30 protein-coding genes are annotated in these 26,397 nt (G+C 49.6%); 3 read left to right on the top strand and 27 right to left on the bottom strand.

The features are described 5' to 3' along the window. Positions 1-38: 38 nt before the first annotated feature. Both GUA98_RS20960 and GUA98_RS20955 read right to left on the bottom strand, forming a co-directional pair. Complete coding sequence (locus tag GUA98_RS20960; RefSeq protein ID WP_193724282.1) at positions 39-1,523, bottom strand: DHA2 family efflux MFS transporter permease subunit; 1,485 nt, start codon at positions 1,521-1,523, stop codon at positions 39-41. 250 nt (positions 1,524-1,773) lie between these two features. Then, positions 1,774-2,133 carry a hypothetical protein gene (locus GUA98_RS20955; protein WP_193724281.1) on the bottom strand — a complete coding sequence of 120 codons (360 nt, stop codon included), beginning with the start codon at positions 2,131-2,133 and terminating at the stop codon, positions 1,774-1,776. Positions 2,134-2,313: 180 nt separating this feature from the next. On the opposite strand from GUA98_RS20955, the gene GUA98_RS20950 reads away from it, so the two are divergent. Together GUA98_RS20950 and GUA98_RS20945 are read left to right on the top strand one after the other, a co-directional pair. Further along, complete coding sequence (locus GUA98_RS20950; RefSeq protein WP_193724280.1) at positions 2,314-3,552, top strand: glycosyltransferase family 4 protein; 1,239 nt, start codon at positions 2,314-2,316, stop codon at positions 3,550-3,552. Beyond that, complete coding sequence (locus tag GUA98_RS20945) at positions 3,549-3,719, top strand: hypothetical protein (RefSeq protein WP_193724279.1); 171 nt, start codon at positions 3,549-3,551, stop codon at positions 3,717-3,719. The genes GUA98_RS20950 and GUA98_RS20945 overlap by 4 nt, the downstream gene beginning before the upstream one ends. A 176-nt stretch (positions 3,720-3,895) precedes the next feature. Here the strand turns inward: GUA98_RS20945 and GUA98_RS20940 are convergent, their stop codons facing one another. From GUA98_RS20940 to modA, 20 genes are all read right to left on the bottom strand, one after another. Next, entirely contained in the window at positions 3,896-4,612 is a 717-nt protein-coding gene (locus tag GUA98_RS20940; RefSeq protein WP_193724278.1) for a glycosyltransferase, read from the bottom strand. 178 nt (positions 4,613-4,790) lie between these two features. Then, a complete protein-coding gene (locus tag GUA98_RS20935; protein ID WP_153979825.1) occupies positions 4,791-5,507 on the bottom strand; it encodes a glycosyltransferase in 717 nt (238 codons plus the stop codon). Beyond that, positions 5,504-6,442, bottom strand: a complete 939-nt coding sequence (locus tag GUA98_RS20930; protein WP_193724277.1) for an NAD-dependent epimerase/dehydratase family protein — start codon at positions 6,440-6,442, stop codon at positions 5,504-5,506. The genes GUA98_RS20935 and GUA98_RS20930 overlap by 4 nt, the downstream gene beginning before the upstream one ends. Continuing rightward, a complete protein-coding gene (locus GUA98_RS20925; protein ID WP_193724276.1) occupies positions 6,424-7,251 on the bottom strand; it encodes a dTDP-4-dehydrorhamnose reductase family protein in 828 nt (275 codons plus the stop codon). The genes GUA98_RS20930 and GUA98_RS20925 overlap by 19 nt, the downstream gene beginning before the upstream one ends. Beyond that, positions 7,248-8,234 carry a polysaccharide biosynthesis protein gene (locus tag GUA98_RS20920; RefSeq protein WP_095291944.1) on the bottom strand — a complete coding sequence of 329 codons (987 nt, stop codon included), beginning with the start codon at positions 8,232-8,234 and terminating at the stop codon, positions 7,248-7,250. Before GUA98_RS20920 ends, GUA98_RS20925 begins: the two co-directional genes overlap by 4 nt. Continuing rightward, positions 8,227-9,318: a non-hydrolyzing UDP-N-acetylglucosamine 2-epimerase gene (wecB, locus tag GUA98_RS20915; protein ID WP_095291945.1), complete on the bottom strand. Its 1,092-nt coding sequence runs from the start codon at positions 9,316-9,318 to the stop codon at positions 8,227-8,229. The genes GUA98_RS20920 and wecB overlap by 8 nt, the downstream gene beginning before the upstream one ends. A 13-nt stretch (positions 9,319-9,331) precedes the next feature. Continuing rightward, entirely contained in the window at positions 9,332-10,900 is a 1,569-nt protein-coding gene (locus GUA98_RS20910; protein ID WP_227779901.1) for a glycosyltransferase family 4 protein, read from the bottom strand. A 44-nt stretch (positions 10,901-10,944) separates the two neighbouring features. Then, on the bottom strand, positions 10,945-12,084 hold the full coding sequence (locus tag GUA98_RS20905; RefSeq protein ID WP_193724274.1) for a glycosyltransferase family protein: 1,140 nt from the start codon (positions 12,082-12,084) through the stop codon (positions 10,945-10,947). A 53-nt stretch (positions 12,085-12,137) separates the two neighbouring features. After that, a complete protein-coding gene (locus GUA98_RS20900) occupies positions 12,138-13,232 on the bottom strand; it encodes a glycosyltransferase family protein (RefSeq protein WP_251643206.1) in 1,095 nt (364 codons plus the stop codon). 257 nt (positions 13,233-13,489) lie between these two features. Further along, positions 13,490-13,831: a hypothetical protein gene (locus tag GUA98_RS20895; protein WP_095361345.1), complete on the bottom strand. Its 342-nt coding sequence runs from the start codon at positions 13,829-13,831 to the stop codon at positions 13,490-13,492. Between the two features lies 1 nt (position 13,832). Beyond that, positions 13,833-14,132 (bottom strand): hypothetical protein, encoded by a 300-nt coding sequence (locus GUA98_RS20890; RefSeq protein WP_193724273.1) that lies wholly within the window; start codon positions 14,130-14,132, stop codon positions 13,833-13,835. After that, positions 14,129-14,467 carry a restriction endonuclease subunit S gene (locus GUA98_RS20885; protein ID WP_095291951.1) on the bottom strand — a complete coding sequence of 113 codons (339 nt, stop codon included), beginning with the start codon at positions 14,465-14,467 and terminating at the stop codon, positions 14,129-14,131. Before GUA98_RS20885 ends, GUA98_RS20890 begins: the two co-directional genes overlap by 4 nt. A 23-nt stretch (positions 14,468-14,490) precedes the next feature. Continuing rightward, complete coding sequence (locus GUA98_RS20880; RefSeq protein ID WP_095291953.1) at positions 14,491-14,778, bottom strand: nucleoside-diphosphate sugar epimerase; 288 nt, start codon at positions 14,776-14,778, stop codon at positions 14,491-14,493. 121 nt (positions 14,779-14,899) lie between these two features. Continuing rightward, positions 14,900-15,652, bottom strand: coding sequence for an amino acid ABC transporter ATP-binding protein (locus tag GUA98_RS20875; protein WP_095361344.1), 753 nt, complete (start codon positions 15,650-15,652; stop codon positions 14,900-14,902). Then, positions 15,649-16,359, bottom strand: coding sequence for an amino acid ABC transporter permease (locus GUA98_RS20870; RefSeq protein ID WP_154896342.1), 711 nt, complete (start codon positions 16,357-16,359; stop codon positions 15,649-15,651). Before GUA98_RS20870 ends, GUA98_RS20875 begins: the two co-directional genes overlap by 4 nt. A 4-nt stretch (positions 16,360-16,363) precedes the next feature. Continuing rightward, positions 16,364-17,107, bottom strand: a complete 744-nt coding sequence (locus tag GUA98_RS20865; protein ID WP_193724272.1) for an amino acid ABC transporter permease — start codon at positions 17,105-17,107, stop codon at positions 16,364-16,366. Between the two features lie 24 nt (positions 17,108-17,131). Next, positions 17,132-17,971, bottom strand: a complete 840-nt coding sequence (locus GUA98_RS20860; RefSeq protein ID WP_193724271.1) for a transporter substrate-binding domain-containing protein — start codon at positions 17,969-17,971, stop codon at positions 17,132-17,134. 277 nt (positions 17,972-18,248) lie between these two features. After that, positions 18,249-18,581 carry a hypothetical protein gene (locus GUA98_RS20855; RefSeq protein ID WP_095291961.1) on the bottom strand — a complete coding sequence of 111 codons (333 nt, stop codon included), beginning with the start codon at positions 18,579-18,581 and terminating at the stop codon, positions 18,249-18,251. 246 nt (positions 18,582-18,827) lie between these two features. After that, positions 18,828-19,511, bottom strand: coding sequence for a molybdate ABC transporter permease subunit (gene modB, locus GUA98_RS20850; RefSeq protein WP_193724270.1), 684 nt, complete (start codon positions 19,509-19,511; stop codon positions 18,828-18,830). Beyond that, a complete protein-coding gene (gene modA, locus GUA98_RS20845) occupies positions 19,508-20,335 on the bottom strand; it encodes a molybdate ABC transporter substrate-binding protein (RefSeq protein ID WP_193724334.1) in 828 nt (275 codons plus the stop codon). Before modA ends, modB begins: the two co-directional genes overlap by 4 nt. A gap of 269 nt (positions 20,336-20,604) precedes the next feature. Here modA and GUA98_RS20840 point away from each other — a divergent pair, with 269 nt between their 5' ends. Then, a complete protein-coding gene (locus tag GUA98_RS20840) occupies positions 20,605-21,666 on the top strand; it encodes a substrate-binding domain-containing protein (RefSeq protein WP_193724269.1) in 1,062 nt (353 codons plus the stop codon). 175 nt (positions 21,667-21,841) lie between these two features. Here the strand turns inward: GUA98_RS20840 and GUA98_RS20835 are convergent, their stop codons facing one another. The 5 genes from GUA98_RS20835 to GUA98_RS20815 form a co-directional block, all read right to left on the bottom strand. Beyond that, positions 21,842-23,242 carry an MFS transporter gene (locus GUA98_RS20835; RefSeq protein WP_227779899.1) on the bottom strand — a complete coding sequence of 467 codons (1,401 nt, stop codon included), beginning with the start codon at positions 23,240-23,242 and terminating at the stop codon, positions 21,842-21,844. A gap of 86 nt (positions 23,243-23,328) precedes the next feature. Beyond that, entirely contained in the window at positions 23,329-23,919 is a 591-nt protein-coding gene (locus GUA98_RS20830; RefSeq protein ID WP_193724268.1) for a TetR/AcrR family transcriptional regulator, read from the bottom strand. A 384-nt stretch (positions 23,920-24,303) separates the two neighbouring features. Continuing rightward, positions 24,304-24,636 (bottom strand): DUF3024 domain-containing protein, encoded by a 333-nt coding sequence (locus GUA98_RS20825; protein ID WP_193724267.1) that lies wholly within the window; start codon positions 24,634-24,636, stop codon positions 24,304-24,306. 43 nt (positions 24,637-24,679) lie between these two features. Beyond that, complete coding sequence (rpsN, locus tag GUA98_RS20820; RefSeq protein ID WP_063566651.1) at positions 24,680-24,949, bottom strand: 30S ribosomal protein S14; 270 nt, start codon at positions 24,947-24,949, stop codon at positions 24,680-24,682. A gap of 72 nt (positions 24,950-25,021) precedes the next feature. Next, positions 25,022-26,218 (bottom strand): GTP-binding protein, encoded by a 1,197-nt coding sequence (locus GUA98_RS20815; protein ID WP_193724266.1) that lies wholly within the window; start codon positions 26,216-26,218, stop codon positions 25,022-25,024. Positions 26,219-26,397: the final 179 nt, after the last annotated feature.

Genomic DNA, 26,397 nt, shown 5'->3' with positions numbered 1-26,397 from the left:
GAGAGATGATTAAGCACCTATCCATTAAATATGATTCATTAGTGCCCCAGCATCATGGCCGGATCCGGTTCATCCCCGGTCTGGAGCGTTTCTTCCTGCATTCGTTTTGGTTTACGGAGAATAAGACTCAGTAAACAACCGAACAATGCAATGCACGCGGCCAGGAAAAACGTATCGTTGAAACCAGACACGAGACCCTTAATGACAGATGTAACGTCCGTGCCACTTGTGTTGGACGCAATTCGGGAAGTCAGGAAACCGGTCAAACCAGCAACCGCAAAAGATACAACGACTTGCTGCGCAGCAGCGGTAAGCGGTGTGACTCGACCAACCAACTTGCGCGGAGCAGCGTTAAGCACATGCGTATTCAGTGGCATCATGGATAGACCCATACCGAGTCCCATCATCACGAGACTCAGAATAATTAGACCCAGGCCCGTCTCGGATGTAATGGAAGACAGGATGAAGAGTGCCCCCGAGATGATACCCAGACCCACGAATGCAAGGGGTCTCGCCCCGATTTTATCAAACAAACGGCCTCCAAGCGGCATGCCTACACCGGATGCCAACGCTTGTGGTAGCAGGATTAACCCTGTTTCCAAAGCTGTGTAGCCTTTGATCTGCTGCAGGTAGAGCGGAATCAAAATCATGGCCCCAAACAAAGCGATTTGCGAAACCCACGCCAGAATAATGCCTCGTGTGAAATCAGAGGATTTGAACACCCGTAGTTCCAGCAATGGATTTTGGTGACGCAGCTCCACAATGATGAACAGGATCAACGCCACGCCTCCAACGATTACACCTGTCAGTGTTGAGGTGGACGTCCAGCTTGTGCCTCCCTCACTTACACCATAGGCGAGCATAGAGAAGGCGATCGGTGCGAGAATCATGCCTAACAGGTCCAGCGCAGGTGTTCTTCCACGGTCCGTATCAGGCAGAAATTTGATACATAGAATAAAAGCAGCGATACCGATTGGCAGATTGATCAGAAAGATCCAGTGCCAGCTGAGGGACTGAATGAACCACCCAGACAATACCGGTCCCAGCGCAGGAGCCAGCAGCATTGGAATCCCGAGCATGCCCATGATGGAGCCTCTTCTTTCGGGAGGAGCCAGACGAAAAACCATAGCCATCCCGATTGGAGCCACCATTCCTCCGCCAAGTCCCTGGATAATCCGATACACAATCAATTGCTCCGGAGACTGTGCAATCGAGCATAATACCGATCCGAGGGTAAACATGGCTATGGTGAACAGAAAGACTCTTTTGGCACCGAAACGATCCGTGAGCCATCCGGCTAATGGGATAACTGCCGATAATGCCAAGGTATAGCCCGTTACGGTCCATTGGATTGTCTTCAGATCCGTCTCGAAGTACTGTACCAGATTCGGAATGGCGACGTTCACGACCGTACTGTCCAGAATGACCATAATCATACCAACGATGATGGCCAAGAGCGGAAGAATAATCGTTTTGATCGAGAACTCCTCCGGATTCTGGTGAACTGCTGTTTGTTGTTTCATTGACCACTCTCTTTTCCGGCTTGGAGGGAAATACCCTCGCGTACAGCCTTATAATCATGACTGATTCAAACATTTGTTTTAAACCGTCGTTTTAAACTTTTGTTTTAACCATGGTTTTATTTTAATGAAAATACCTTTGCTGTCAAGCTATTTTCTTATGTAAAATTCAGTATAAGCAAACACAAAAAAGGGAACAGGCTCTCTCCTGCTCCACCGATTTGGCTAGTTTTCCATCATTCGTCCTGCCTAACTAATCTGCCAGCTTAATCATCTGGTGTTCAGAGAGCACACCCAGAGTCTGTCCACAAGCACTTCTGCAATACACCCTAATCTCCAGATGATAGGGCCTGCTCTTATTGCTGATAATTCGCAGCTGCCACATATGGGGTGAAACGTTCAGGTCATGAATGATGTGATTACGGCTGCTGCCGGTCGACTCTGCTCCAATATGAAAGATATGCCGATACAGTTCTCCACTGGTTGGGCTGATCCCGCCGACATATATATCCGCTCCGTCTTCCCCTGCGAATGCGACCTCGACGTCGATATACTTAATCGGAATAGCTGTTTGGAGCATGCCCTCATGGACTTCCATTATATATGCACCCACACTTGTGCCTCCTTCTGCTGTGTACGACCTGTAAATAGTTTATGCTGCCCTACGACCTATGCCAGTTGTATTCACCCATTTTTGGCAGAAGTACCTTCCTGCCCGGCCTTTGGCACGGCTTCTCTCATAGAATAGAAGGATAGCAGAACCGCCTGTGCAGGCCGTGACAAGGAGGTACTTATGAAAGTTCTGCTCGTTACCTACTGGGAGCTTACACAAATGGGAGGCATCTGGACCTATGTAAAACAGCTCGCCGACAGGTTGATGGCACTTGGCGTTGAAGTCGATATCATGGGAACGAACGGCGCGAAGAATGAAGTTTATATCCGTAACCTGAATCGGGACTTTTCCAAAGAAAACGTATGGCCTATGCTGCAAGCCAAGCTCAATCCGACAGATCTTCCGCAATTTACAGCCGACCCTCTCCTCGCGTATTACGAACTGAACCGATATGCATTTGAAATGGCAGCTGCCAGTCTGGGTGTAGAACACTATGACATGATTCATGCACAAGATCCCGTAGCAGCCGTCGCGATGAAACGTATTCTGAAGAAGAACACCCCCATGGTAACCAGTTATCACGGGGCACTTGCACGCGAAACCTTTTATGATGAGCAAAAATCCAAACCGCAGCTTTCGCTTCCAGCCTATTTGCAATCCAGACGGGGACGCTATTTCCTCTCACTGGAGCAGCGGAGCGCCGCACAATCCGAGCTGATTCTGGTATCCAGCCGCTGGATCAAAAGTACACTCACATCATTGCAGGTTCCTGAGGACAAATTCCGGCTGATCCCTTATGCTGTGGACCTTCCCGCTTACCGTTCCCAGGCCTCCGTCCGGTTCCGGCAGCGGCCCCCTGCAGGCAAGAAGGTCATCGCCTTCACAGGCAGACTGGAATTTATCAAAGGCGTTCATGTCCTGATCAACGCTCTGGCCAGCCTGAAGCAACTTCGCTCTGATTGGGTCTGCTGGATTGCGGGAGAAGGGAATTTGATGGAAGACCTGCGTTCCCAGGCTAATGATCTTGGTGTTGGAGGAGATATCGTATTCTGGGGCAAATTGGACAACATTCCTTCGTTCCTGCGCCGTGCCGATATTTATGTACAGCCCAGCCTGCAGGACACGCAGCCCTTCTCGGTTACGGAAGCCCAGCTTGCCGGACTTCCTGTTATCGTAAGCGGTACGGCAGGCATGCCGGAGATGGTTGAGCCTGCTCATACCGGTTGGGTCGTTCCTCCGCAGGATGCGGACTCCCTGAGCGCACTATTGAACGCCCTGCTGCAGGATGACGCCACTCGTCTGCGGGTCGGCGCACAGGCCAAGGCTTGGGCAGAGAAATACCGCTCCCTGGAGGAAATGGGAATGCGCACACTACAGGTATACCAGGAAGCAATTCAAAAAGGAGGGCACCCGATATGACGCTGCTCGTACCGAGTGATTTATATAATGGCTGGTTTTCCGTCCCTGTCTCTACCCCCCACATTGAAGTGAATTATGAGATTATGAATGCCTTGGTAGAAACACTCCCCAAGGAGTATACCCTGCCTGATCCGGAGGCAATGGCTATTATGTGCTCTAATGATTAATCATATAGGGATGCTGACCCTCTTGCTGCAAGAGGGTTATTTCCATTGAAAGACGATCTGAATCATGAAAAAGCAAAAAGAGAGCATCCCCACTGGTCCACAACTCAGGAGAACCAGAAGAATTACCCTCTCTTTTACGTGCTTTTTATCTTTCTTATGTCGGAATATACCCATGACTACTGCCAATAACCGCCGATCTGAAGCAGATTCAGCAAAATGGGCCGATGTTTGGCCTGAACCATTTCCATCTCGGCTTTTAATGCTTCAAAGTGTTTTTTGGTTCCCATTGAATCATGAACCCGATAACACATCAAAGGCTCGTTAAAATAAAACAGCTCATAAACCGGGAATAATCTCAGCCACATCTCATAGTCATGGGTATAGCGGAACTCGGTGTCAAACAAGCCGAACTTCCGAAATGCATCCATCTCCAGCATCACGGTACAGCCGTTAATGGGACAGCCTTCGAGCAGCACCTGCAGCATCTCGAGACGGCTGCCTACTTCCGGCTGCACCGTATCCATCCATTCACTGTTTTCATTGACATAATGATAGGCCCCATGGCAGAAGGAGGCCTTAACCTTCAGCATGAATTCCAGTTGTTTCTCCACCCGATCCAGCAGCATGACGTCATCCGAGCTGAGCCAGACGAAATAGTCCCCCGACGCACGCTTGATCCCTTCATTCAGGGCTGTAGCCGTCCCCCCATTTTCCTTTCGAACATAGGTGATACGATCCATAAATGGTTTCAGCTTCTCCACATGCTTCGTAGACCCGTCATCCACCACGATAACCTCGATATGAGGATATGTCTGGTTCAGAGCACTGTGAACAGCCTGCTCAATATAAGCACAGTTGTAAAACGGGATGACAATTGAAACTTTGGGTTCCATTCGGGCCTCCCCTTTCCTCGCCTGTCTCTATAAAACTCCTACCCTTATCATATGATGGAACTGTCTCCGGTTCGCGGGCATCTGTGAGGGAAAGATCAAGAATTACGCATGAGCGGATACATAGAAAGAGGGTATTATGGCGACTTGCTCCCATAACCCCTCAATCCCTTCATACGGTTCAACCACCCATGGCTGCAATTCGCTGCAGCAAAGGTTCACGATATCTGGACCAGACCATGGAGGCTTCCCTGCCAATCGTCTCCGCATGGCGCACCGACCCCATCCCGCCGTGCCAGCGATATGCCGTAAGGGGTTCATTCAGGTATGGAAAACGATATCCATTCAGCAGGATACGCAGCCAGAGATCCAGATCATGCGTATATGGAAGCAGCTCATCGAAGAGGCCTACAGCTCCGAACAGATCCTTGCGGATCATGACGGTACAACCATTGACAGGATTGCCACCCACAAAACGGCGCAGCCATTCAACGTCAGCCATCGGTTCTGCTCCACCATGCAGCTTGGTAACCGCTGAATGTTCATTGATGTAATGAAAGTTGGTATGTGAGGCAAGCACATTTTCCCGCTGCATGAACTCGACCTGGTAACGTATTTTATCCGGATAGAGAAGATCATCCGAGCTTAGCCAGACCACATAATCACCCGAAGCATGACGAATGCCGTGATTCAGAGCCGAGGCTGTGCCGCCGTTGCTTTTGCCAAGCACATAGATATGAGGCAGGTAGGGCTGGAGAAGCTCCGCATGCCTTGTCGAGCCGTCGTCCACCACAATGATCTCCACGTTGGTATACGTCTGGTTGATCGCGCTATGGATCGCCTGCTGCACATAAGGGCAATTGTAAAATGGAATGACCACGGATACTTTTGGATTCATTTGGCCCCTCCCCCTTGCTTCCGAACATCGCTCAGAATATCCTGAAGGGATTGGGCAAATGGAATCTGAGGCTGCCATCCTAGTTTACGCAGCAGCGACAACTCCTCCTCCTTGCCAGCCCCATCCGGTCCTGAAGAGGCTCCGTCCCAGCGGACAGGCACTTCCGCCTCTGACATGGAGAGCAAGGTATCCGCGATTTCGCCCAGACTGCGCTCCGTCCCGGAAACCACCGGATAGACAGTCCCCGTAGTTCCATGCACAAGAAGTGTGGCATAGGCTCTGACCGCATCCCGTACATCCAGGAAATCCCTTGTATTATCCCGTCCGGATAGACGAAAAGCTTCACGCTTGCCCTCTTGCTCACAGGCAACCACATGTCTTGCGAGCAGTGAACAGATTCCTGTAGAAGGACCGGCCCCGATCAAATTCCCGGGTTCAGCCAGCATGATCTGCTGACCAAACAGGGACATCCATGACAATGACACCATTTCTTCCAGCGCTTTGCTGAGACTGTAAGGATGAGGAGGCTCTGGTTTTCGACCTGGTTCGACGGTGTATTTCAACCGGGATCCCACGATGACGGTCCGTGCCGATGGACAGCTTCGAAGAGCATCCAATAAATACAGGACAGCCATCACATTCGTTTCCAGCACAAGCAGCGGGTCCGACCAGGAGTCGGGGACTGAGTTTTTCCCAGCGAGATGAAGCGCGTAATCCGGCTGCACCTCATCAATCAGCTGACGCACCTGCTGTTTATCATTCAGATCACACACATGTACAGCTACGCCTTCGCCAAACGAATACACGCCTGCTCGCCGCACCACGGCGGCAACCTTAGCACCGACGCTCTTGAAATATGCTACAGCATGCCGTCCGGTAAAACCGGAGGCCCCTGTAATCAGCACGTTCTTGCCTGTTAGCTCTGCTCCATCCATAATGCCAGCTCCTTCAGCATCGTAGAATAATCCGGAAGGTCTGTCTTCACATCCTCGCGTGTGGAAACGAGGGTACGATCCTGCACAAGACTGTCATCAGGCACAATTTTCACATCTTGCTTGTTCCAGGTCTGCTGGAAAAGAAGCAGCAGATCATGCTTGCTAACAGGTTCAGGATGCGCCAGATGAATCAGGCCGCTGACAGGTGAAGCCAGATAATGATCCACCCATTTTGCCAGCTCCAGTGTAGTTACACCGTTCCAGAACACACGCGTATATCCACCCACTTCACCTGTGCGGGACATAAACCAATGCATCAGGCCGATGCCGCCCTTCCGGATTTCCGGCCCAATTATGGAGGTGCGGATCGTGAGGTGCCCTGGATCATGAACCTCACCCAGTGCCTTGGTAATCGCGTAGGATGATGTCCCATCCGTAACATCATTCTCCGTATAGGAACCACGGTCCCCGCTGAAGACACAGTCCGTGCTGATATGAATGAGTCGGGCACCAATGGTGTCGGCCACCCTCCGCAAACGATGCGGAAGGAAGCCGTTAATGTGATAAGCGGTAATTTTATCTTCATCTGCGAAGCTGTTCAGCACACCAACAGCATTAACGATAACGTCCGGGTGCACAGCCTCCACCAGACGATCCACCATATAGCTGTCATTTACATCCAGCAGCAGACCGTTCGGGTCAGACACATCCCGCGTGGTGTAGAAGACACTGTGCAGACCTTGACGGCGGAAATAGTCGACCATAACATGGCCGGCCATTCCGTTTCCCCCAAGTATCAGGAGCTTCATGACAGGAATCCTCCGCGTTTCAGAATGTCGCGAATCTCCTCTTTCGTCATCAACTGATGTTCTGAACTGAAGCTGCTAAAGGAAACCGGAGGGCAGTTCGTGTAATGCTCACGCAATCCCGGTATGCCGAGTGTAGGGAGAATGACCAGATATTGTTCGTCGTAAACAACCGTTGTCATGCTCTCGAATTCACTCATCAAAATTTCATGAATTTTCTCACCAGGCCGGGTACCACGTTCCACAATGGCCACGTTCTCTACGCCGGAATCCTCAATGAGCACTTCTGCAAGATCCACAATTTTGCATGTAGGCATCGTCATGACAAAAATCTCCCCGCCCACACTCTCTACGGAAGCCTTGAACAGCAACGTGATGGCATCCTTCAGTGTGAGGAAGAACCGGGTCATATTCATATCCGTGATGGATACTTCACCTTTCTGACGAATCTGGTTCTTGAAGAGATGCACCACGCTGCCGTTGGTACCAAGTACATTGCCGCCCCGTACAGTCACAAATCGGGTGTTGCTGTGCAGCAAATTCGCATATACGATTAATTTCTCGCCGATTGCCTTGGTCATGCCATAGAAATTGGATGGGTTGGCCGCCTTGTCGGTCGAGATATAGATGACTTTTTCAACATGGTTTTCGATGGCAGCCTCAATTACGTTCTGAGTACCAATCACGTTGGTTTTGAGCGCTTCATAAGGCTGATCTTCACATACCGGCACATGTTTGAGCGCCGCCAGATGGAATACATAGTCCACTTGCTGGCAAGCCGCCGTTAATGCTTCCTTGTCACGAATATCCCCAATTCGGAAGTGAAGACGAGGATCCTCGAACTCGCGGCTCATGGCCACCTGGCTTGATTCATTACGGGAGTAAACGATGATTTCCTTTGGATTTTGGGGCAGCAGTTGGGCCACGAGTTCATACCCCCATGATCCAGTACCGCCTGTCACGAGTATACGTTTATTTTCAAACATGTATTTTCCCTCCAAGCAGAAATTTGACCACTTTACCGGATACATCTGTTGCCTTGTAACCTTGCGGGCATTCCCAGTCACTTGCCATCTCCGTCATGACCTTCACACATCCCGCAATGCGGGCTGCATCCAGCCCGGAGACTACGTTGCTGCCGCAGTCCACCGTCTCTGGACGTTCGGTTGTCCGTCGCATGGTGACTGTGGGTACCCCCATGATGCAGCATTCCTCCTGAACGGTACCGCTGTCCGTCAGTGCACAGCGTGCATGACGTTCCAGCATGACGAAGTCAAAAAATCCGAACGGTTCGTGGAATTCCACAAGCGGATTCATCTCCAACTGCAAATGTTCTGCGATACGGATGGCCGTTCGGGGATGGATGCTGCAGATCACCCGCAGGCCGTGTTCTTCCGCAACCTGGTTCAGTCCTTTCATGATCTCCAGCAGATGAGGCGGATGATCTACATTTTCTGCCCGGTGGGCGGTTACCAAAAAGTACTGCCCGGACTTCAGCTTAAGCTTTTTCAATATTTTGCTGGCGTTCACTTGGGCGTCATAGTGACGCATGACTTCGTATATCGGATTGCCCGTGAGCACAATTCGCCGACTGGGCACACCTTCATTAACCAGGTGCTTCTTGCTTTGTTCGGTATAAGGCATATTAATGGTCGATATGGCATCAATGACTTTTCGATTTTTCTCTTCAGGTACATCCAGATCGAAGCATCGATTGCCTGCCTCCATATGGACGACTGGAATCCCCATGCGTTCAGCCAGCACGGCACAGAGTGCACTGTTGGTATCACCCAGCAGCAGCACTTTGTCCGGCTTTTCCTGAAGCAGCAGATCTTCCATTTGAGTAAACATGGAGGATAGCTGTCGGCCCAGCGAGGCAGCTTCGTCCTGAAGGACGTAGTCTGGCGCCCGCAGGCCCATTTCCTTGAAAAACTGACCGCTGAGACTTTCCGTGAAGTTCTGTCCTGTGTGCACAAGAATATGCTTGGACGCGTACTGGTCCAGCTTGGAAATGATCAGGCTGAGCCGGATAATCTCTGGTCTCGTGCCCAGCACCGTCATGATCTTCATCGTTATCCCGCCTTCATCGTGTATTGGAACCTTTCCGACGCGCCCGGCGCCTTGACCTGGAAGTCGTGCGCTTGCGAGCCGTTGGTTTCGCCCTGTACAGATGCTTTCTCTTTTGCTGAGCTGCTTTTCCGGTTCGCTTTTTCACCCCTGTTTTCCGTTTCCTGACCTTGCTCGCCGGACGCTTTTCAATCACATCAGCGGGAACAGGGTGGCCTACGGCAATTGGCGGAAGTGGAGAGAGTGGTAATGCCTGAATAACCGACAGCGGGAACAGAAGTGCTCTGACTGCCCCGGGGTCCAGGGCAAGTACGGTACGCAAATCGCCTTCTCCCCAGGTATACACCGGGCCATTCGGTGCCTGAATGTAAGGGAACCAGCCAGGGTATCGCAGCAACCACTGTGTCACCATCGTATGCATGCCAGCCCTGTAGGTTTCAATTCCATACAATCGTTCCGCTTCTGCCCGGCCTCGCCAGGCCATATCGGAAGCCAGCTCCGTGTCATTCAGCAGGGTCGTCGCCAAGACGGCAAGTGCATTGCTGTCTCCCGGAGGAGCAAGAAATTGGCCGCTGCCGACTCCTTCCAGCAGCTCCGACAGACCGCCCTGGGCAAAAGCAATAACCGGTTTGGCAAAATAAACGCCCTCCAGCGCAGTCATGCCAAAGCCTTCCTTGACCATACTCGGAATAACCACCATATCCATCGCTGTATAGGCAAGAGATACATTCTCTTCAAATGTTGTAAAGGTAAATCTGCGGGCATATCCTGACTTCTTCACCCGTGCTACGCATTCGTCATAGTACTTTTTGTCTGCTGGCGCACCAATGATCCAGTACCTGGCTTTTGAGTGGGTTTCGCAGAGCTGCAGTGCCATGTCAATGAAAGGTCTCAGCCCTTTGGCATCATATATAAAAGAAGAGATATAGCCGATACAGACATGCGAGTTCCTGAAACCGAGCTCCTTGCGCTTGCGTTCACGCAAATGAAGCCAGCGGTCCGGGGCAGGCAGTGCCGGGTCCCAGGTTGGTGGAAGAACCGACAGCTTGCCGCTCATGCCCGCATGTTTGAACGGGGCCGCAGCCGTCTCGGATATGCCGATAATCCAGTCCGAATATCGGTCGATCATCTGCACCGCTTCGTCCGTATGAGCATTGATCTGAATAATCTCCGTAATCTTCCAGATAACTGGAATCTGCAGCGATTTGGCTGCAATGGCAGGCAGCACATTCACACAGGTATTCGTCAATACCAGCGCAGGAGAAGTTTCCCTGATAAGAGAAACCACGTCCTGATAAGCTGGTGTGTAGCGAAGCTGTTCTGCATCATTGGCAATGCCCTGGTAGGGTGTGTACACACCGTGAAGCATGGGCAGCGAGCATATCTTGACCTGAATGTCGAATCTCCGCGCAAGTCCGGCGAGCTTGCCTTCCTGCGGAGCAACAAGCACGCAGTCGAAGATGGAGCCCATTTCCCTCATAAAATGGAGCAAAAGTTTCTCTGCCCCGGTAATACTCCGGGTATTGCACACATGGGAAAACAACATGAGTTTCGGTTTAGTCGCCATGGCTGCACAGACCTGCATGCATATCGGACGCAGGTCTGTGCACACCTCCTCCCGACCGGAAATTAAGGGAATATAATGGTCAGCATTTCATTAATCCTTCTGCCATACGTGTGTTCCTTGAGCGTCCGTTCCAATCCGCGGAGGGCGATTTCACGGCGCTCTTTCTCGTGCGTAAGATAGTATTCAACCTTATCGAGCAGCTCTTGAGGAGAAGAATAGGTTTCGATCTCCACACCCGGCTTATAGAACCGCGCCAGGTCATCACGTGCATCCGTCAGCTGCAGTGTTGCGGAAGCCGAGATCTCGAACGTTCTTGGATTCGGCGAGGCAGGTGGTATTTTGAGATGGTTGTTATTGACGGAATCATCCTCGTGGGAACGGTGCAGGTTAATCACAATTTTAGTCCCGTTATATACATCATTGGTTTCCTGCGGACTCATCCAGCGTCCATGCTCAATCTTCTCGCCATAGGCTTCATAGCCAGGCAGACGGTCCCACCAGATGCCATTAAACACCGTATTGTGCGACATGATCTGTGCCATGATTGGATTGAAGAAATAAACCCGGTTCCAGTAGGCCGATCCGATAAAACTGACGTCCCGGTGCAAGGGAGATGGCGTTGTGATCGGGAAGTAATGATTGGTGAATGCCGCAAACGGCAGGTAGTGTACAGATGCACAGCCGCTCTGACGGTATAGTTCTACGCAGTTCAATTCGAGTGTGAAGATATGATCGAAGTGATGGACACGTTCCATTGTCATATCCGTGTAGTACGGATCATCCGTCAGCCAGATTGCTGTCGGAATGCCTGCCTGGCGAATCGCATCGATATGCTCGAGCGGAATGTCCATGCCATCCAGGACAAGAACCAAATCGGGTCGATTTTGCAGCGCAATTTCAGATACCGGCTGCCGCGGATCAGTCAGCGACACCTGAGCAACCATGCCTTGTAGGGTCGCCATAATCGCCTCATCCAGCGGTGAATAGGGGAATCCTTTACCCGAAGAGATGTACAGGACGTGGATCTGCCGGAAAGGCAGTGGTTCCTGTGCGCAATTGACAATGTAGTTGGCACGCCCGCGCAGGTACCCTTCTTCCTTGCCTGCATCATAACCGGCATGCTGCCCGTTTTTGCGTGCCTGTTCAGCCAGGCTGAGTACTGGCGTATGAAAATTCCTCTTTTTACGGTGTTTGATAGACATACCGCCACTCCTTCTGTATGAAATAACGTTCGCTGTATTGCAGGTTTGCTGTTCTACACATGTTCCAGCAGCTGTGCGATTCGGCGGGCAAACGTATGCTGGTTCAACGTGGTCAGCAGCCCCCGCCAAGCCATGGCCTGCCGTTCTTGCTCATGCTTCAGGTAATATTTGATTTTGCTCTCCAGTTCGGCTGCTGTCGTAAACGTCTCAATGTCGTAACCCGGCTGGTAAAAGCGGGGCAAGTCACCGCGTGCATCCGTAATCTGCATTGTGCCGCAGGCACTGATTTCATACGTTCTTGGATTAATGGATCGCCCTTGCAGATGATGCGTATTGCGATTGTCCTCGCCATTCTCGCAGGTCCGGTGAACATTAATGACAATCTTGGCGCCGTTGTAATAATTAACAGTTGAGCTTGGATCGATCCATCCATCATGGATAAAAGGGCCGAGTACATCCGACCGTGTCAGCCGCTGCCACTGACCGCCGGCAATGAATACCTTTTTGGTCGCCAGAAAAGGGGCCAGCTCATCGAACAAGGCGATCCGGTTCCAGAAGCCTGTGCCGATAAAACAAATATCGTATTGGTGCTGAGGCTCAATGCGACGAGGCTGGAACATGCCGGGATTAACCGCGAGTGGCATATAGATGACTCTCCTCGCTCCGTTCCCTCCGTAAAATGGAACCGCAGCTTCTTCATGCGTGAACACCACATCGTAATGCCTGCAGATGGTCGCCGTATCTTCGGTAAAATACGGATCATCCACAAACCATACTGCCGTCCGAATACCGAGAGCCCGTATCCCGTCTACCTGTTCCAGGTGATCCGCAGGAAAAACGTGCAATCCGTTCATGACCAACACGACATCCGGCCTGTGCTGACTTGCATCCTGCAGCATGGTTGCCGGCGACCCGACAACACATTCACGCACAGACTGCTGCAGAGCTAAGATGACACCTTCATCGATGGCATCAAATCCTTGCGGAATGTACAGTACTTTCATATCCCGCATGGTCGGCTCAAACATCTGAACTCGCTCCATCATGGCCTGACAGCCGCCGAATCTGCGGCCTTCAGCATATCCGCTGCGGTAAGCTATCTTCGCTTCCGGAAGCGATCGGTGTCGTTTTTTTGCCACATCCTTCACCCTGTCTTCCTTTCAGGAGATTCCGTATCCGTTTCTCCCCGAGATTGGTCTTCCCTCTAAAGGATATGCCCCGGGGTCAGATGCATCATGGACGGGTGTCCTGCAAGGCGCAAAATTGGCGTCTGCCCTCCACATTGGCCTGTACGGGCATGTCCGCTTCTGCGGCCATGCAAATCACCCGGAGGGATAAATCCCCCCGGGTGATCCTATGTGCTGGACCTGCAGCAATCCGTCTGCCGCTGATCAGGCCTATTCGGTTATTGTGCCTTGTACGCCAACTGATGTCCGTCCTCGAAACCCTTGGCGAAACCCGCGTTGAATCCCTCGTTGTACGCCTCGTTGTAGCCCTGACTGTACGCGTTGTCCGGGTTCGGATCGGTAGGGGTAGCCGGGACGACTGGTTGTACGGGCTTCGGACTCCGGTGCCGTCGTACCGAACGTTTCTTTTTTTTGAGCCACGCACTACGTCCTTTAAGCGTGCGTTTGTGCAGTACACGTTTGCCTTTGATGGCACGCAGCTTACGGACTTTGCGCAGACGTGCACCACGTGTAAGCAAAGCTCTTTTCGTTCTAAGCTTCAACTTTTTCTTTCTCAACATATCAACATTCCTCCTGTATGTCCCGAACGATACGTACCGCATATTCAGGTTCTTTGAGCCACGGCAAGCCGGGCTTCCCTTGCTGAATTCGTGCTAACCTGATCCCCGTAACCATACGGGACATTTCTTCCTGATACCTGCTCAGCAGACGAATGTTCTCGGCAAGATTGCGGGCAGATACTTCCGAATGAGCGGTTACGCTGGCTACACTGTCCAGAATGCGTGCCAGGGCCTGCTGGCTGTGTGCAATGGATTCAATGAGAGCCAGTTTAACTTCCTGCTCACGCTGCAGCAGACTCATTTTCCCATGTCTCCAAGATCCATGCCGCCAAACATGCCTCCGTCCATCCCGCCTTCTTCAGCACTGTTATCGACCATGACAGCTTTCAGGTTGTTGCAGAGCCCTGTTTCCATCCGGGTTAATCCTTCCAGCATTTCAACCAGTTGGTCATGCATTTTCAGCGGTTCTGCCACCTGATCACCGTGCGTTAGAAATGCTTCACCGTTCAGGTGATTCAGCGCCCAATTCCGAACTTTCTCAGCTTCAATCGCCTTGGCTTCCAGGATCAGTGCAATGTTCCATTGCATCTTGGCTGCAGCATCCAGCATCAGTATGAGACTTTGTTCTCTGCTCATGTTCTCTCACCCGCCTTCCGGGCTTATTCTTCCTCTTGACCTGCCATCTCCCGCATGACCTGGGTCAGCGTTTCGGCAACAGCTTCCTCCAGATCCGCAAGGCCACCCAAATAGGAGATGATGCTTTTGTTGATTTGTCCAGAGCTATCCAGCAGACCCTCTACGCCATCCAGCTCCGGTTCGATATCCGGCAAATGATTAATAATTTCAGACATCCGCACAGCGACTTGACGTTTGGCATCCAATACTCGTGCAAGCTGCTGGTGTGAGTGTGCAATATGTGTGAGTATTTCATCAACTTTGCTCTGCATGGTCCTCCTCCTTACCGTCACGGCCTGCTTCACCCATAGAAAAACCCGGCCTATCAGCATTTGCCTGCTACAGCATATGCCGGGCCGGGATCGTCAGTTACTCCAGCTTGCGCCTATATCGTCAAATAACATAACTCCAATCAGAGGAGTATCGGCTCAGGAATTGGCGGGTTCGTTCCTGCTTGGGCCGTAAAAAGATTTCCTCAGGTGTTCCTTGCTCCACGACATGCCCCCCATCCATGAAGATAACCCGATTCGCCACTTCACGGGCAAAACCCATTTCATGGGTAACAACGATCATCGTAATGCCCTCCTGGGCAATCGAACGAATGACCGATAATACCTCTCCGACCAGCTCTGGATCCAGGGCAGAAGTCGGTTCATCAAACAGAATGACCTCTGGATTCAGAGCCAGTGCGCGGGCAATGCCGACCCGCTGCTGCTGTCCGCCAGACAGCATGCTCGGATACTCATTGATTTTGGCAGACAGCCCTACTTGTTCGAGAACACGCAGGGCACGTGCACGGGCATCTGCCTTGGACATTTTCTGTGCCACGATTAGCCCTTCCGTGACGTTATCCAGCACCGTTTTGTGTTTGAACAAATTGTAATGCTGAAAAACCATGGCCGTTTTCCGTCTGATCTGCACGATATCGTGTTTGCGCGCATGTTTGCAGTCCACGCCCAATCCGCTGATCTGGACCTTGCCTTCATCCGCACGTTCCAGGAAGTTCACGCAGCGCAGCAATGTTGTTTTGCCCGACCCGCTGGGTCCAAGAATGGCGACCACATCCCCCTGCTCTACCGTCAGATCAATGCCTTTCAGCACTTCCTGCTTGCCGAAAGACTTGTGGATATTGCTTAGTGTAATCATGAAACCCCTCCTTTGCTATACAAGGCGACCCGGCGTTCGAGCAGAGCGGTAATCCGTTCGGCGATGATTGTCAGGCCCCAATAGATCACTGCCGCTGCAATGAAAGCCTCCAGAAATTTCAAACTGACGGATGCAACGACATCTGCCTTTCCGAGAATATCCATCTGTGAAACCGTGAAGGCCAGTGTCGATCCATGGAGAAATCCGACAAACATGCTGCACAGATTGGGCAATACAGCACCGATGGCCTGAGGGAGAATGATGCGCCGCAAGGCCTGTGAGGTACTCATGCCTACAGCATGCGCAGCCTCCATCTGTCCACGGTCCACAGCCAGAATACCCGAACGGATAATCTCGGACATATACGCTCCGGCTGTCAGCGAGAAGGCAATCAATACAAATACCAGAATAGGTATGGACGCCGATTGAAAAGCCCATCCGTACCGTTCAGAGAGTTTATCAATAATCATCGGAATACCGTAATAGATCAGAAACAGATGCATGAGCATCGGCGTACCGCGCAGAAAGGAAACGTAGAAAGCGGCTACCCGGTGAATCCAGGGCACCTGATAGATTCGAATCAGCGCAGTGGCAAGACCGATCCCGAAACCTGCGATCAGCGGCACAATCGTGATCACGAGTGTCAGTGGCAATGCCGTCAGAATTTTGAAAAAAGACGTATAAATAAACTGGAGATCAATGGACATATGCTCACCCCGCTATTCGTTTCAGGCGTTCAGCTCTAACCGCTGGCTTAGGCACCGTGCTTTTGCGTTCATGACGCTGCAGTCTGCGTTCAGCAAGAGCAAACCCTTTTTCAAGGACAATAACAATGACATAATAAACAACCGACAGGCTGATATACACCTCAAGCGCATGTGACGTTGCCGAGATCAGCGTCTGCCCTCTACCCACCATATCCATGACACCAATCGAGAAAGCAAGGGACGTGTCCTTCAGCGAACCGATCAGCGTATTCGCCATATTGGGGAAAGCCACAATAAGCGCCTGGGGAACAACAATCCGCCGAAAGGACTGAAACGTAGTCATCCCTGCTGCATAAGCTGCTTCGGTCTGGCCCTTATCCACACTGCGAACGGCTCCGCGGAAGATCTCCGCAAAGGATGCAGCATCGCTAAGTGCATAGGTCACGATGACAAATACCAGTGGATCCGTTCTGGACAGGTCCATGCCAACTGGCTTAAGCAATTCGGGCAGGCCGTAATAGACCAGAAACAGCTTGATGAGAATCGGTGTGCCGCGCATGAAAGATACATACAGGGTGGCGAGCTGACTCAGTACCGGAATTCGGTAGAGTCTAGGAACTGCCAGCAGCACACCGCCTACCAGACCAAGCACAATGGACCCGCCCAGCACGATCAGAGTAATATGCAGATACCTTAACAGTTCCGGAATGAAATCCAGAACCAAGGATATATCGAATGCTTTTCCCATTACCGCTTGCACACCTTTCTCGGGCTACTCTTCAACCGTATAATCCGCACCAAGCCACTCTGTGCTCAGCTTGCCTAATGTTCCGTCTTCTTTGATTGATTTGAGAGCTTCATCCACTTTGGCTTTGAGCTCCTGCTCGTCCTTGTTGAGGATGAAATATACTTTGGAATTCGATAAAGCTTCCCCAACCGTTTTTAATTGGGCGTCCACAGCCTTATTCTGATAGTCGATGGCGAACTGCGTACTGATCGTTGCATCCACCCGGCCTGATTTGATCTGGGTAATCGTGTCTTCACCAGCTCCCGAGTATACGATATCAATGCTGTTGCCATTGTCCGCATTCCACTTCTCAGCCAGCACAGCCGCATTGCTCGTTGCACCCACAATCAGTTTTTTCCCTTTCAGATCGTCAATGGAATTCACATCCTGGTTTTTCTGACTCACGACTATTTTGTTGGGGAAAATATTATAAGCTTCATCATTAAACAGGAATTTCGCCTGTCTCTCTTCATTCACTTCCATCTGGTGAGCGATCAGGTCAATTTTTTTCGTCTCCAGGCTGAGCAGCAGGTTTTTGAACTCCATGGTGCTGAATTCAAACTCATACTCCGGCAGCCGTTTATCAATCTCGCGAATCAATTCCACATCGTATCCAGTCAATTTGCCATTCTCATCAATGAAGCACACATTCGGAAATTGCGTACCTGTACCTACGATAATCTTCTTCACTGTATCTTGACCGGACGCAGATGTGGCCTCCGCTTCATTTGAAGCATTGCCTGTGCTGCATCCTGCCAGCACCGCGAGCATAGTGACGAACAGCAGCGCTGTCCGAAATTGATGAATCCCCCATTGTTTAGCCATTCCCGATCTCCTCCACAGGCTGTGTTACACAGCCAATATAATGTAAACTCCCATCTCTCCGATTCTTAACTAACCATTCTTACTTGTATAGTCGGAATTAGGTTGATCAAAGAATATCACCCCGGGTTATCCTGAGGCAATACGAAGCCTAATAGGACATCCTGATAATGTTATAGAACTTCTCTATCCGGACATTGCATAGGAAATTCATATACCAAAAAAAGCCCCTCCCCGACCGGTCTGGCGGAGAAAAGGCTTCTTCGATTCATGATGTCATCTATCTGCGACTGGCCCATTTAATTTTACGTGCGACTTCGAGCCGCTGGGATTGCAGGAGGCCAATTCGTTCTTTGCATTTGTCGCGTTCATCCTGGGTGTGAGCTGCATGCAGCTGATTGCACAGCCCCGTCAGCTTACTGTTGATATAATCCAGCCGTGTCCATAATTCCTCTTCGGGTGTCCGCTGCTGCTCCGCTGCCGGCTGAAATATTTTGAGCTGGTGGATAAGGGACTGCTGCCATTCCTGATCCTGAATTTGGATGGCAAAATGCAAAAGATCCAGATAATCGTCGATTTGCAACGATACGCCGCAATCAGGCTTAGTATTCATTGTCGTCTCTCTCCTTATTTCAGTGCTTGCTGGAATCAGTTACTTCTATTTTACAGGAAAAGGGCTGCTTTAGGCGAGGGTTGAAAGTACGAAATTTGGAAATTTTTTTGGTTTTTTTGTGCATAGAAGTTTTCTATCTATATATAGATCGTTTGGATTAGAGCATACAGCATAAAACCCGCTCCAAGGAGCATTCCTTGTGCGGGTCTTCATCATGTAATCCCTTCTGTATCAGCCTTGCGTCGTTCAAGCTTTTTCCTGGTTTGGCTGCCTCGATAGAAGCAGCATGACAAACGAGATGATCATGATGGAAACTGTCCATGCCCATGCCATGGTCTGATTACCGGAATCGACTGCAACATAGATGGCTGTAGGTACGGTTTGGGTTTTGCCAGGAATATTACCAGCGATCATCAGTGTGGCCCCGAATTCCCCCAGTGCACGAGCGAATCCCAATATAAAAGCAGTCATTACTGCACGTCCTGCAAGCGGGAGCGAAATGTAGCGAAACACCTGCCACTCATTCGCCCCGATCGACCTGCCCGCATCCTCCAGATCCTTATCAATACCGCTGAAACCGGACTTCATGGTCTGATAAATGAGCGGGAAGGCTACAACCACCGCGGCAATCACCGCTGCCCACCAGGAGAAGATGACTGGCGCCGAGAAGATGGCTTCGATCCATTGTCCCAGCAGACTTTTACGGCCCAGCAAAACGAGCAGCAGAAAGCCAACAACGGTCGGTGGAAGCACCAGCGGCAGCATGAACACGGTTTCCAGCACAATTTTGCCGCGAAATGAGCGGCGTGACATCTGCCAGGCTACCGCAATGCCGAGCACGCCTGCAATGATGCTGGATAACAGAGCAACCTGAAGTGATAGGCGGACAGGTGACCAGAACGCTGACCAGTCGATCTCCGTAACAATCATTCCGGAATAGAGAATCCGTATTTCGCAAATACATCCAGCACTTCAGGGGTTTGCAAATACGCGTAAAATTGTTCTGCTTCTGTCCGGTGTTTCGTGCCCTCAATAATGCCTACCGGATAATTGGCCGGCGTATAACTGTTCTTGTCCACCTCAAATGCGATTTTTACCTGATCCGAGGTCAGTGCATCCGTTTTGTACACAAATCCCGCGTCTGCGTTCCCAGTCTCCACATATTGGAGAACCTGTCTGACATCCTTGCCCTGCACTAGCTTGCTTTCGAGCTGACCCCACAGATTGGCATTCGTCAGTGCTTCCTTGGCATACGTTCCTGCAGGGACACTTTCCGGAATTCCGATGGCTACGGTTTTAACGGTATCCGCTGTCAGATCCTGCTCGCTCGATACTGCATGTTCACTACCTGCTGGAACGATGGCAACAAGGGAGTTTTGCAGCAAATTTTTCTGATCAGCAGCTGCAATCAGGTTCTCGTCCACCAGAGCGTTCATGTTCTTCGTTGCCGCCGATACAAAGATATCAGCAGGTGCACCCTGTTCAATCTGCTGCTGCAACGCCCCCGATGCCCCGAAGTTAAAGTTGAGTTCAACCGAAGGATGGGCAAGCTCATAGCCGGTTTCGATTTCTTTCATCGCATCGGTCAGACTGGCTGCTGCGGAGATGGTTAATTCTACAGTTTCTTGCGGCTCTGTATTCCCTGCTGAATTGGACTCTCCAGATGTCGCAGGTGCCGAGGACACCGGCTCAACTGCTGTAGATGAATCCGCACTGTCCGCACCAGCACCACAACCCGCCAATACAAGAGCCATTCCGAGAGACAAGCTCCCCAGTATGTATCCTATTCTTTTTCTCAATTCTTCTCCCCCTGATCCTGCTACACGTTATGTTTAGTTATAACTAGTTATAATTAATTATATTTCATTATACATAAGATCGGCCAAATGGGAAGGTCTAGTTTATACACTCCTGCAGTAATGGTATAGTACAAGAGACTGTATCAAACCTTTCAGCAAACTACACATGATGTTGATGAACTTGATCATATATGCTTTTGCCACCTGAAGGAGGATCTTCACACATGACAGAGGAGCAATCCTATACGACCGAAGAAATATCCAAGCTGCTCAAAATATCCAAACTAACCGTGTATGACCTGATTAAAAAAGGAGACCTTGTCGCTTATCGCGTCGGCAAACAAATGAGGATTGATGCCACCGACCTGGAAGCATATAAGCGGCGTGCCAAGCAGCTGCAGTCCTCAGCCGGGCCGCTATCCGCTTCGAGTCAATCCTCGGGAACAGCGCCCATAATTGATGATGCTGATTCAAGTAAATCTTTGGCTGCGCCTGTTCATGACTATTCCAATGCCCCAGCCAGACAAGTATCCGAAGCATCCCGCATCGTACGTGGGGAGTCTTCTGTACCCCATGCAGCGCGGCATGTCGTCATTACCGGGCAGGATGTGAGCCTGGATATTCTCATGCGCCATATGGAGAAACAAACGCGGGATATTCGTCCACTGCGTTCTTTCATGGGCAGCCTGGACGGGCTCATCTCCATGTACCGCGGTGAGTCTGACCTCGTCAGCACGCATTTGCTCGATGGGGATACGGGCGAATATAATTTGCCTTACATCCGAAAAATTCTGATTGGCTGGTCCTACGTCGTTGTCAACCTGCTCTCAAGACCAGCAGGATTGTATGTACAGCGCGGTAATCCGCGCGGCTTACAAGGCTGGGCAGACCTGGATCAGCCTGACCTGCGACTCGCTAACCGCGAGAAAGGTTCCGGCGCGCGTGTCCTGCTTGATGAGCAGCTGCGTTTGCACGGGATTCCTTCTTCCCGTCTGATCGGTTATAACCTGGAAGAGACCAGTCATATGGGGGTTGCCGCGAAAGTCAGTTCCGGTGAAGCCGATGTGGGCATTGGCATTGAAAAGGCTGCGCGCCTTGTCGGTCAGGTTGATTTCATTCCACTGACTCAGGAGCGCTATGATCTGGTTATGTTAAAGAAACCGGGCAATGAGATGTGGACCGATTCGGTCCTGCGCATTCTTCAATCTTCGGAGTTCAGACAGGAATTGCAATCGTTCGAAGGTTATGACGTTTCCCGTACAGGTGAGATTTTGTACGAAGTATAATATTGACTTCATGTACAAGTTTGCCAAAACACACACTTATGCTCCCTTACGTCAATACTGTACGGAAAGCAGCTGATCAGCTGCTTTCTTCATATTGTGGAACTAAACGTTTTCCCTTTTGTTTAATTTACATCAATTCTACTTTTGATAGGTCGCTACCCCCGTTTTAACTACATTAGAATTGCACATTATTCTTTGACCTCACCTCCTTTTCAATCAATCTACGTCCAAATTGAAAATAATAAAGAACTGTCATTAACACGACTACCGCAGCTAGCGCCAGCAAAATGTTACTGTACGCAAAAGCAATCTTTTCCTGCACAAACGGATTCAAGTGTACAGTACTTGTTCCACCGTCAAGCAGCTTACCAATGATAGCCGTGGATACTGCCGCTGCAATAAAGTTAAACATCGATAGTAATCCCATACCGATTCCGACCTCAGCCGTAGGCAAGGTTCGTGAAATGGTGTTTGACATTGCAATTTGCATATAAGATTGACCCAGTACACCTAAGGTAAGGAATATTTGAGTATACGTAGGCGACATCCCTGCGACTGACGAGAGAATAATAAAACCACCAACTAGAAGTGATGATGCAGTATAGAGTAGAAACGGATTCCCTTTATCATCAGCTAATTTTCCACCTTTTCGGCCTAAGAAGGCAGTAATAAGAGCTGAAGGTAACATAATGAATCCGGTGAATGCAGGTGACAGGCCATTAACATCCGACAACATGAGAGGTGTCAGAAATGGAATGCCGAAACCAACAGCGACTAGTACAAATGTAATGACCATCCCTACCGAATATTGTTTATTTCTAAAAATTGCTGGATTCACGAACGGATCGGAAGTATAGCGAATTCGCAGGATAAACAATACTAATATGATTATTCCAATAACTACCAACCAAATATTTGCTTTTGAGAGTGCAAGTAAGAAAGTGGCAACCGTCCCTGCTAACAGAACACCGCCAACATAATCAATTTTTACATTAGACACTGAATCATCATTCAAATACCTTCTATAAAAAGGTAACGCAAGAAGAGAAAACAAAGGTATCACAAAAAGAAACTTCCAATTCAGAGCACTTGATACGAATCCGGCGATAATTGGCCCAAGTGCTGCTCCAAGAGCAGTCCCGATTGCAGATGTCCCCAAGGCGTGCCCACGCTTCTCAGGTGAAAAAAAACGAACAGGAATTATCATAGCCAACGCAGGTATGACAGCCGCACCAGCGGCTTGCAAGATACGTGCGACGATGATCATCCAATACTGTGCAGCAGCTACTCCCACAAGAGACCCAGCTGCCAGAAGTAAAAGACCAAAGGTAATTAAACTTTTAATACTAAATTTATCTGTCAATTTCCCATAAGTAACAGTACCTATGGCGTACACAATTAAATAGCCTGATACAATCCAAGTTACTTGTGATGCAGAAAGTTGAAATTCTTTGCTGATTACTGGCAATACGACATTAAACATCGTTCCATTCATGACAGAAATAATAAGTGTGAAAATTAGAACACGGAGTAATAGTGGACCCGTTTCTTTAGTTGCAGCAGCTTTTGTATTCAAATGAACTACCTCAATTCTTTAATTTGTTTGGATTAGATAACTAAAATGACTGTCAGCACTTACTGACATAAATGTTGTAAAAAAAACTAGGGAGTTAATGCCCTAGAGTAGATCCACACACTTTCTTTAATAATATCTTCCAAAGAGAGAGACGGAAAATGAGATCGTGCATCCAGATGGTTTATAAACGTACCATAATTCAATGCCATGAAAGAAAAGGCTTGTAGTTCAGGATTCATCTCAACCAATTTTCCTTGGTCATACATTGTTTTAAAGTAATTAGTTAACACCTCCATCAGTTGACGAGGATGTTTTATTGTTCGTTCTCGGAAGCCAGGTAAGTTATCTTCCTCTTTTATGCTGATCATAATCATTTTACGATTACGATTCATAATTTCATGGTATGTCTTGCTAATCAATAATAAATCCGTTTGTAATTCCCATACTAACTCATCTTTAAATACCTTTGCCATTTCTTCTGAATAGTGATAATGGTCAAAAGCTGTTTCTAACAAGTTCTGTTTTGTACCAAATTGGCGAAACAATGTTTTTTCACTTAAGCCAGCAGTAGCAGCAATTTCTTGAGTGGTTACACTGCTATAGCCTTTCATTGAAATTAAATCAATGGCTGCTGTCATTAATTTCTCTCTGCTGCTTAATTTTGTATTGTTAGACATCTCTATTCCTCTTTTCAAAATATGTCAGTGAACACTGTCATTGGTGCTATAGTAGCTAAAGATTATGAGATTGTCAAACAAAAACAGATCATATTCAACTTTTCTCATTACATAATCCATTTATCCTTCGTTTTTCATCCGAATCTCATATAGAGAATCCGTTTTTCTTGAGGGCAGTCTAAGGAAGACTGTCAATTTCCTTTGTTTAACTAACCTGCCAAGTCACATATCACTTTGTTCATGCGATACCCAAGCAAAAGACGCCGCTGGCACGGCGCCTTTTCTTATTACTACATCTATAATAGAGCCTGCTTCTTCCTCATCCATCCAGAGTCACTTCGTATAACCAAAAGTATTTTGATTTAGCTCTGCATTTAGCTGGACTTAGCGCCAAAACACACCGGTTTCATCCCGTTCAACTTGTTCAAGGAGCTCCTCAAAGTCCCGGCAGGGTTCGATCATGTCTACGGCATTCCAGCTGCTAGATTCATCCCGGGCATATACCTTCCATTGTTCACCTTCCCAATGAAACCGGGCGATCGGCAGCACATCCCATTGAAACCTTTCACCCGCTGGTCTTTCCTCCGTAAGAATAAGCTCGTCGTTATTCATCACATAGGTCAGCTTCACCATCGTGCGGAGTGGTGCAGGCACCTTCTCGTGGATGTACCCATTCATGAGTGATTGAATTCTTCGAATGGTAAACGAGTCCAGCATATCCGTTCACAGCCTTTCATTGCCAAAATGAATGTTCTCTGCGTTACCAGCTGGACTTAGTCACCCCCGGAATCTGTCCCTGATGGGCCAGTTCGCGGAACACAATTCGTGAAACCTTGAATTTGCGTAAATATCCTCTTGGACGTCCTGTCAGTTCGCAGCGATTTTTCAATCTCGTTGGAGAGGCGTTACGCGGCAGCTTCTGCAGTGCTTCATAATCTCCTTTTTCCTTCAGCTCCCGGCGCAGCTCTGCGTACTTGGCTACCGTTGCCTGACGCTGTTTTTCACGTACGACTTTTGATTTTTTGGCCATCCTTTACAGCTCCTCTACGATTTTTTTGAACATGTCACACCTTACAATTCCAATTACAGAACCTTCTTCCGATCAGACGGTTCCAACGGGCCACGGCAGCGGATTATCAAACCCTCCCCAGTCGGCTTGCATCTCTTCATCACTGAGCAGGCACTGGTCCAGCTCATCCTCAATCATGTCACGCTCCATCTCAATCCCGATCATCACCAGCTCGGTCTGACGGTCTCCCCACTGGGCATCCCATTTTTCCAGGACATCCGGCTCGGTGCGAAAAATCAATTCCTTGTCCGCTTCCGGCAAGGCCGCGACCCAATGTCCGGCAGGTCCAAACTGAATGGAAGGCCCCGCCTGGCTCAGGCTTGCTGCTACATCTCCTTCAGCCGCCAGCCAAACCAGGCCTTTGGCACGAACGACCTCTTCCGGCCAGTAGCTCATGAACTCAGCCAGACGTGCGGGATGGAATGGCTTCCTGCGACGGTACACGAAGGAGCCAATTCCGTACTCTTCCGTTTCGGGGGTGTGTGATTCTTTTTCCAGCTCCTGAATCCATCCGGCGGACATGCTCGCTTTTTCAAAATCAAAGAGACCCGTATTCAAAATCTCAGCAGGATTCACCTGTCCCTTCACGGTTCGAATAATCTTGGCATGGGGCTGAAGTTTACGGATGATGCCTTCAAGCTTGTTCAGCTCCACTTCATCAACCAGATCACATTTGTTCAGCAGCAGGACATCACACGTCTCAATCTGGTCAATTAATAAATCCACCACGTCACGGGTATCTTCCTCTCCTGCTGCCTGATGCCGATCAAGAAGGCTCTGTCCTGAGGCAAAATCATGCCAGAACCGGTTGGCATCCACCACCGTTACCAGGCAGTCCAGCTTCGCCAGACGGGTCAGATCAATACCCGATTCTTCATCGGCGTATGTAAAGGTCTGCGCGACCGGAACAGGCTCACTTATGCCCGTGGATTCAATCAGGATATAATCGAACCGGCCTTCGTTCGCCAGTTTCTCGATCTCCTGCATCAGATCATCCCGCAGCGTGCAGCAGATGCAGCCATTGGATAGCTCAACCAGCTTCTCTTCGGTTCTTGACAACGTGGCTTCTCCCTTGACCAGTGCTGCATCAATGTTCACCTCACTCATGTCATTCACAATGACGGCTACCTTAAGCCCCTGGCGATTGTGCAGCACATGATTAAGCACCGTCGTTTTACCTGAACCAAGGTAACCGCTGAGGACCGTTACCGGAACTTGCTTTTGTGTCATTTCGATCTGCTCCTTATAGTGACAGCCAATAGGTTATCGGCCTTATTGGTAATTATTACGATTAACAACAATGACTATAATCCTGTTGGCTTCTCTTGTCAAATCATTTCTGTAAAAAAAAAGACCTACGGTCTGGTTCCGGCAGCTCGCATCGACCTGATGCGTCCCAAAGAATTCAG

This window comes from Paenibacillus sp. P13VS (assembly GCF_015143645.1).
GTDB classification, from domain to species: Bacteria; Bacillota; Bacilli; order Paenibacillales; family Paenibacillaceae; genus Paenibacillus; species Paenibacillus xylanilyticus_A.
The sequence above is the reverse complement of the archived record's forward strand: the minus strand, read 5'-3'. Positions and strand labels throughout refer to the sequence as shown.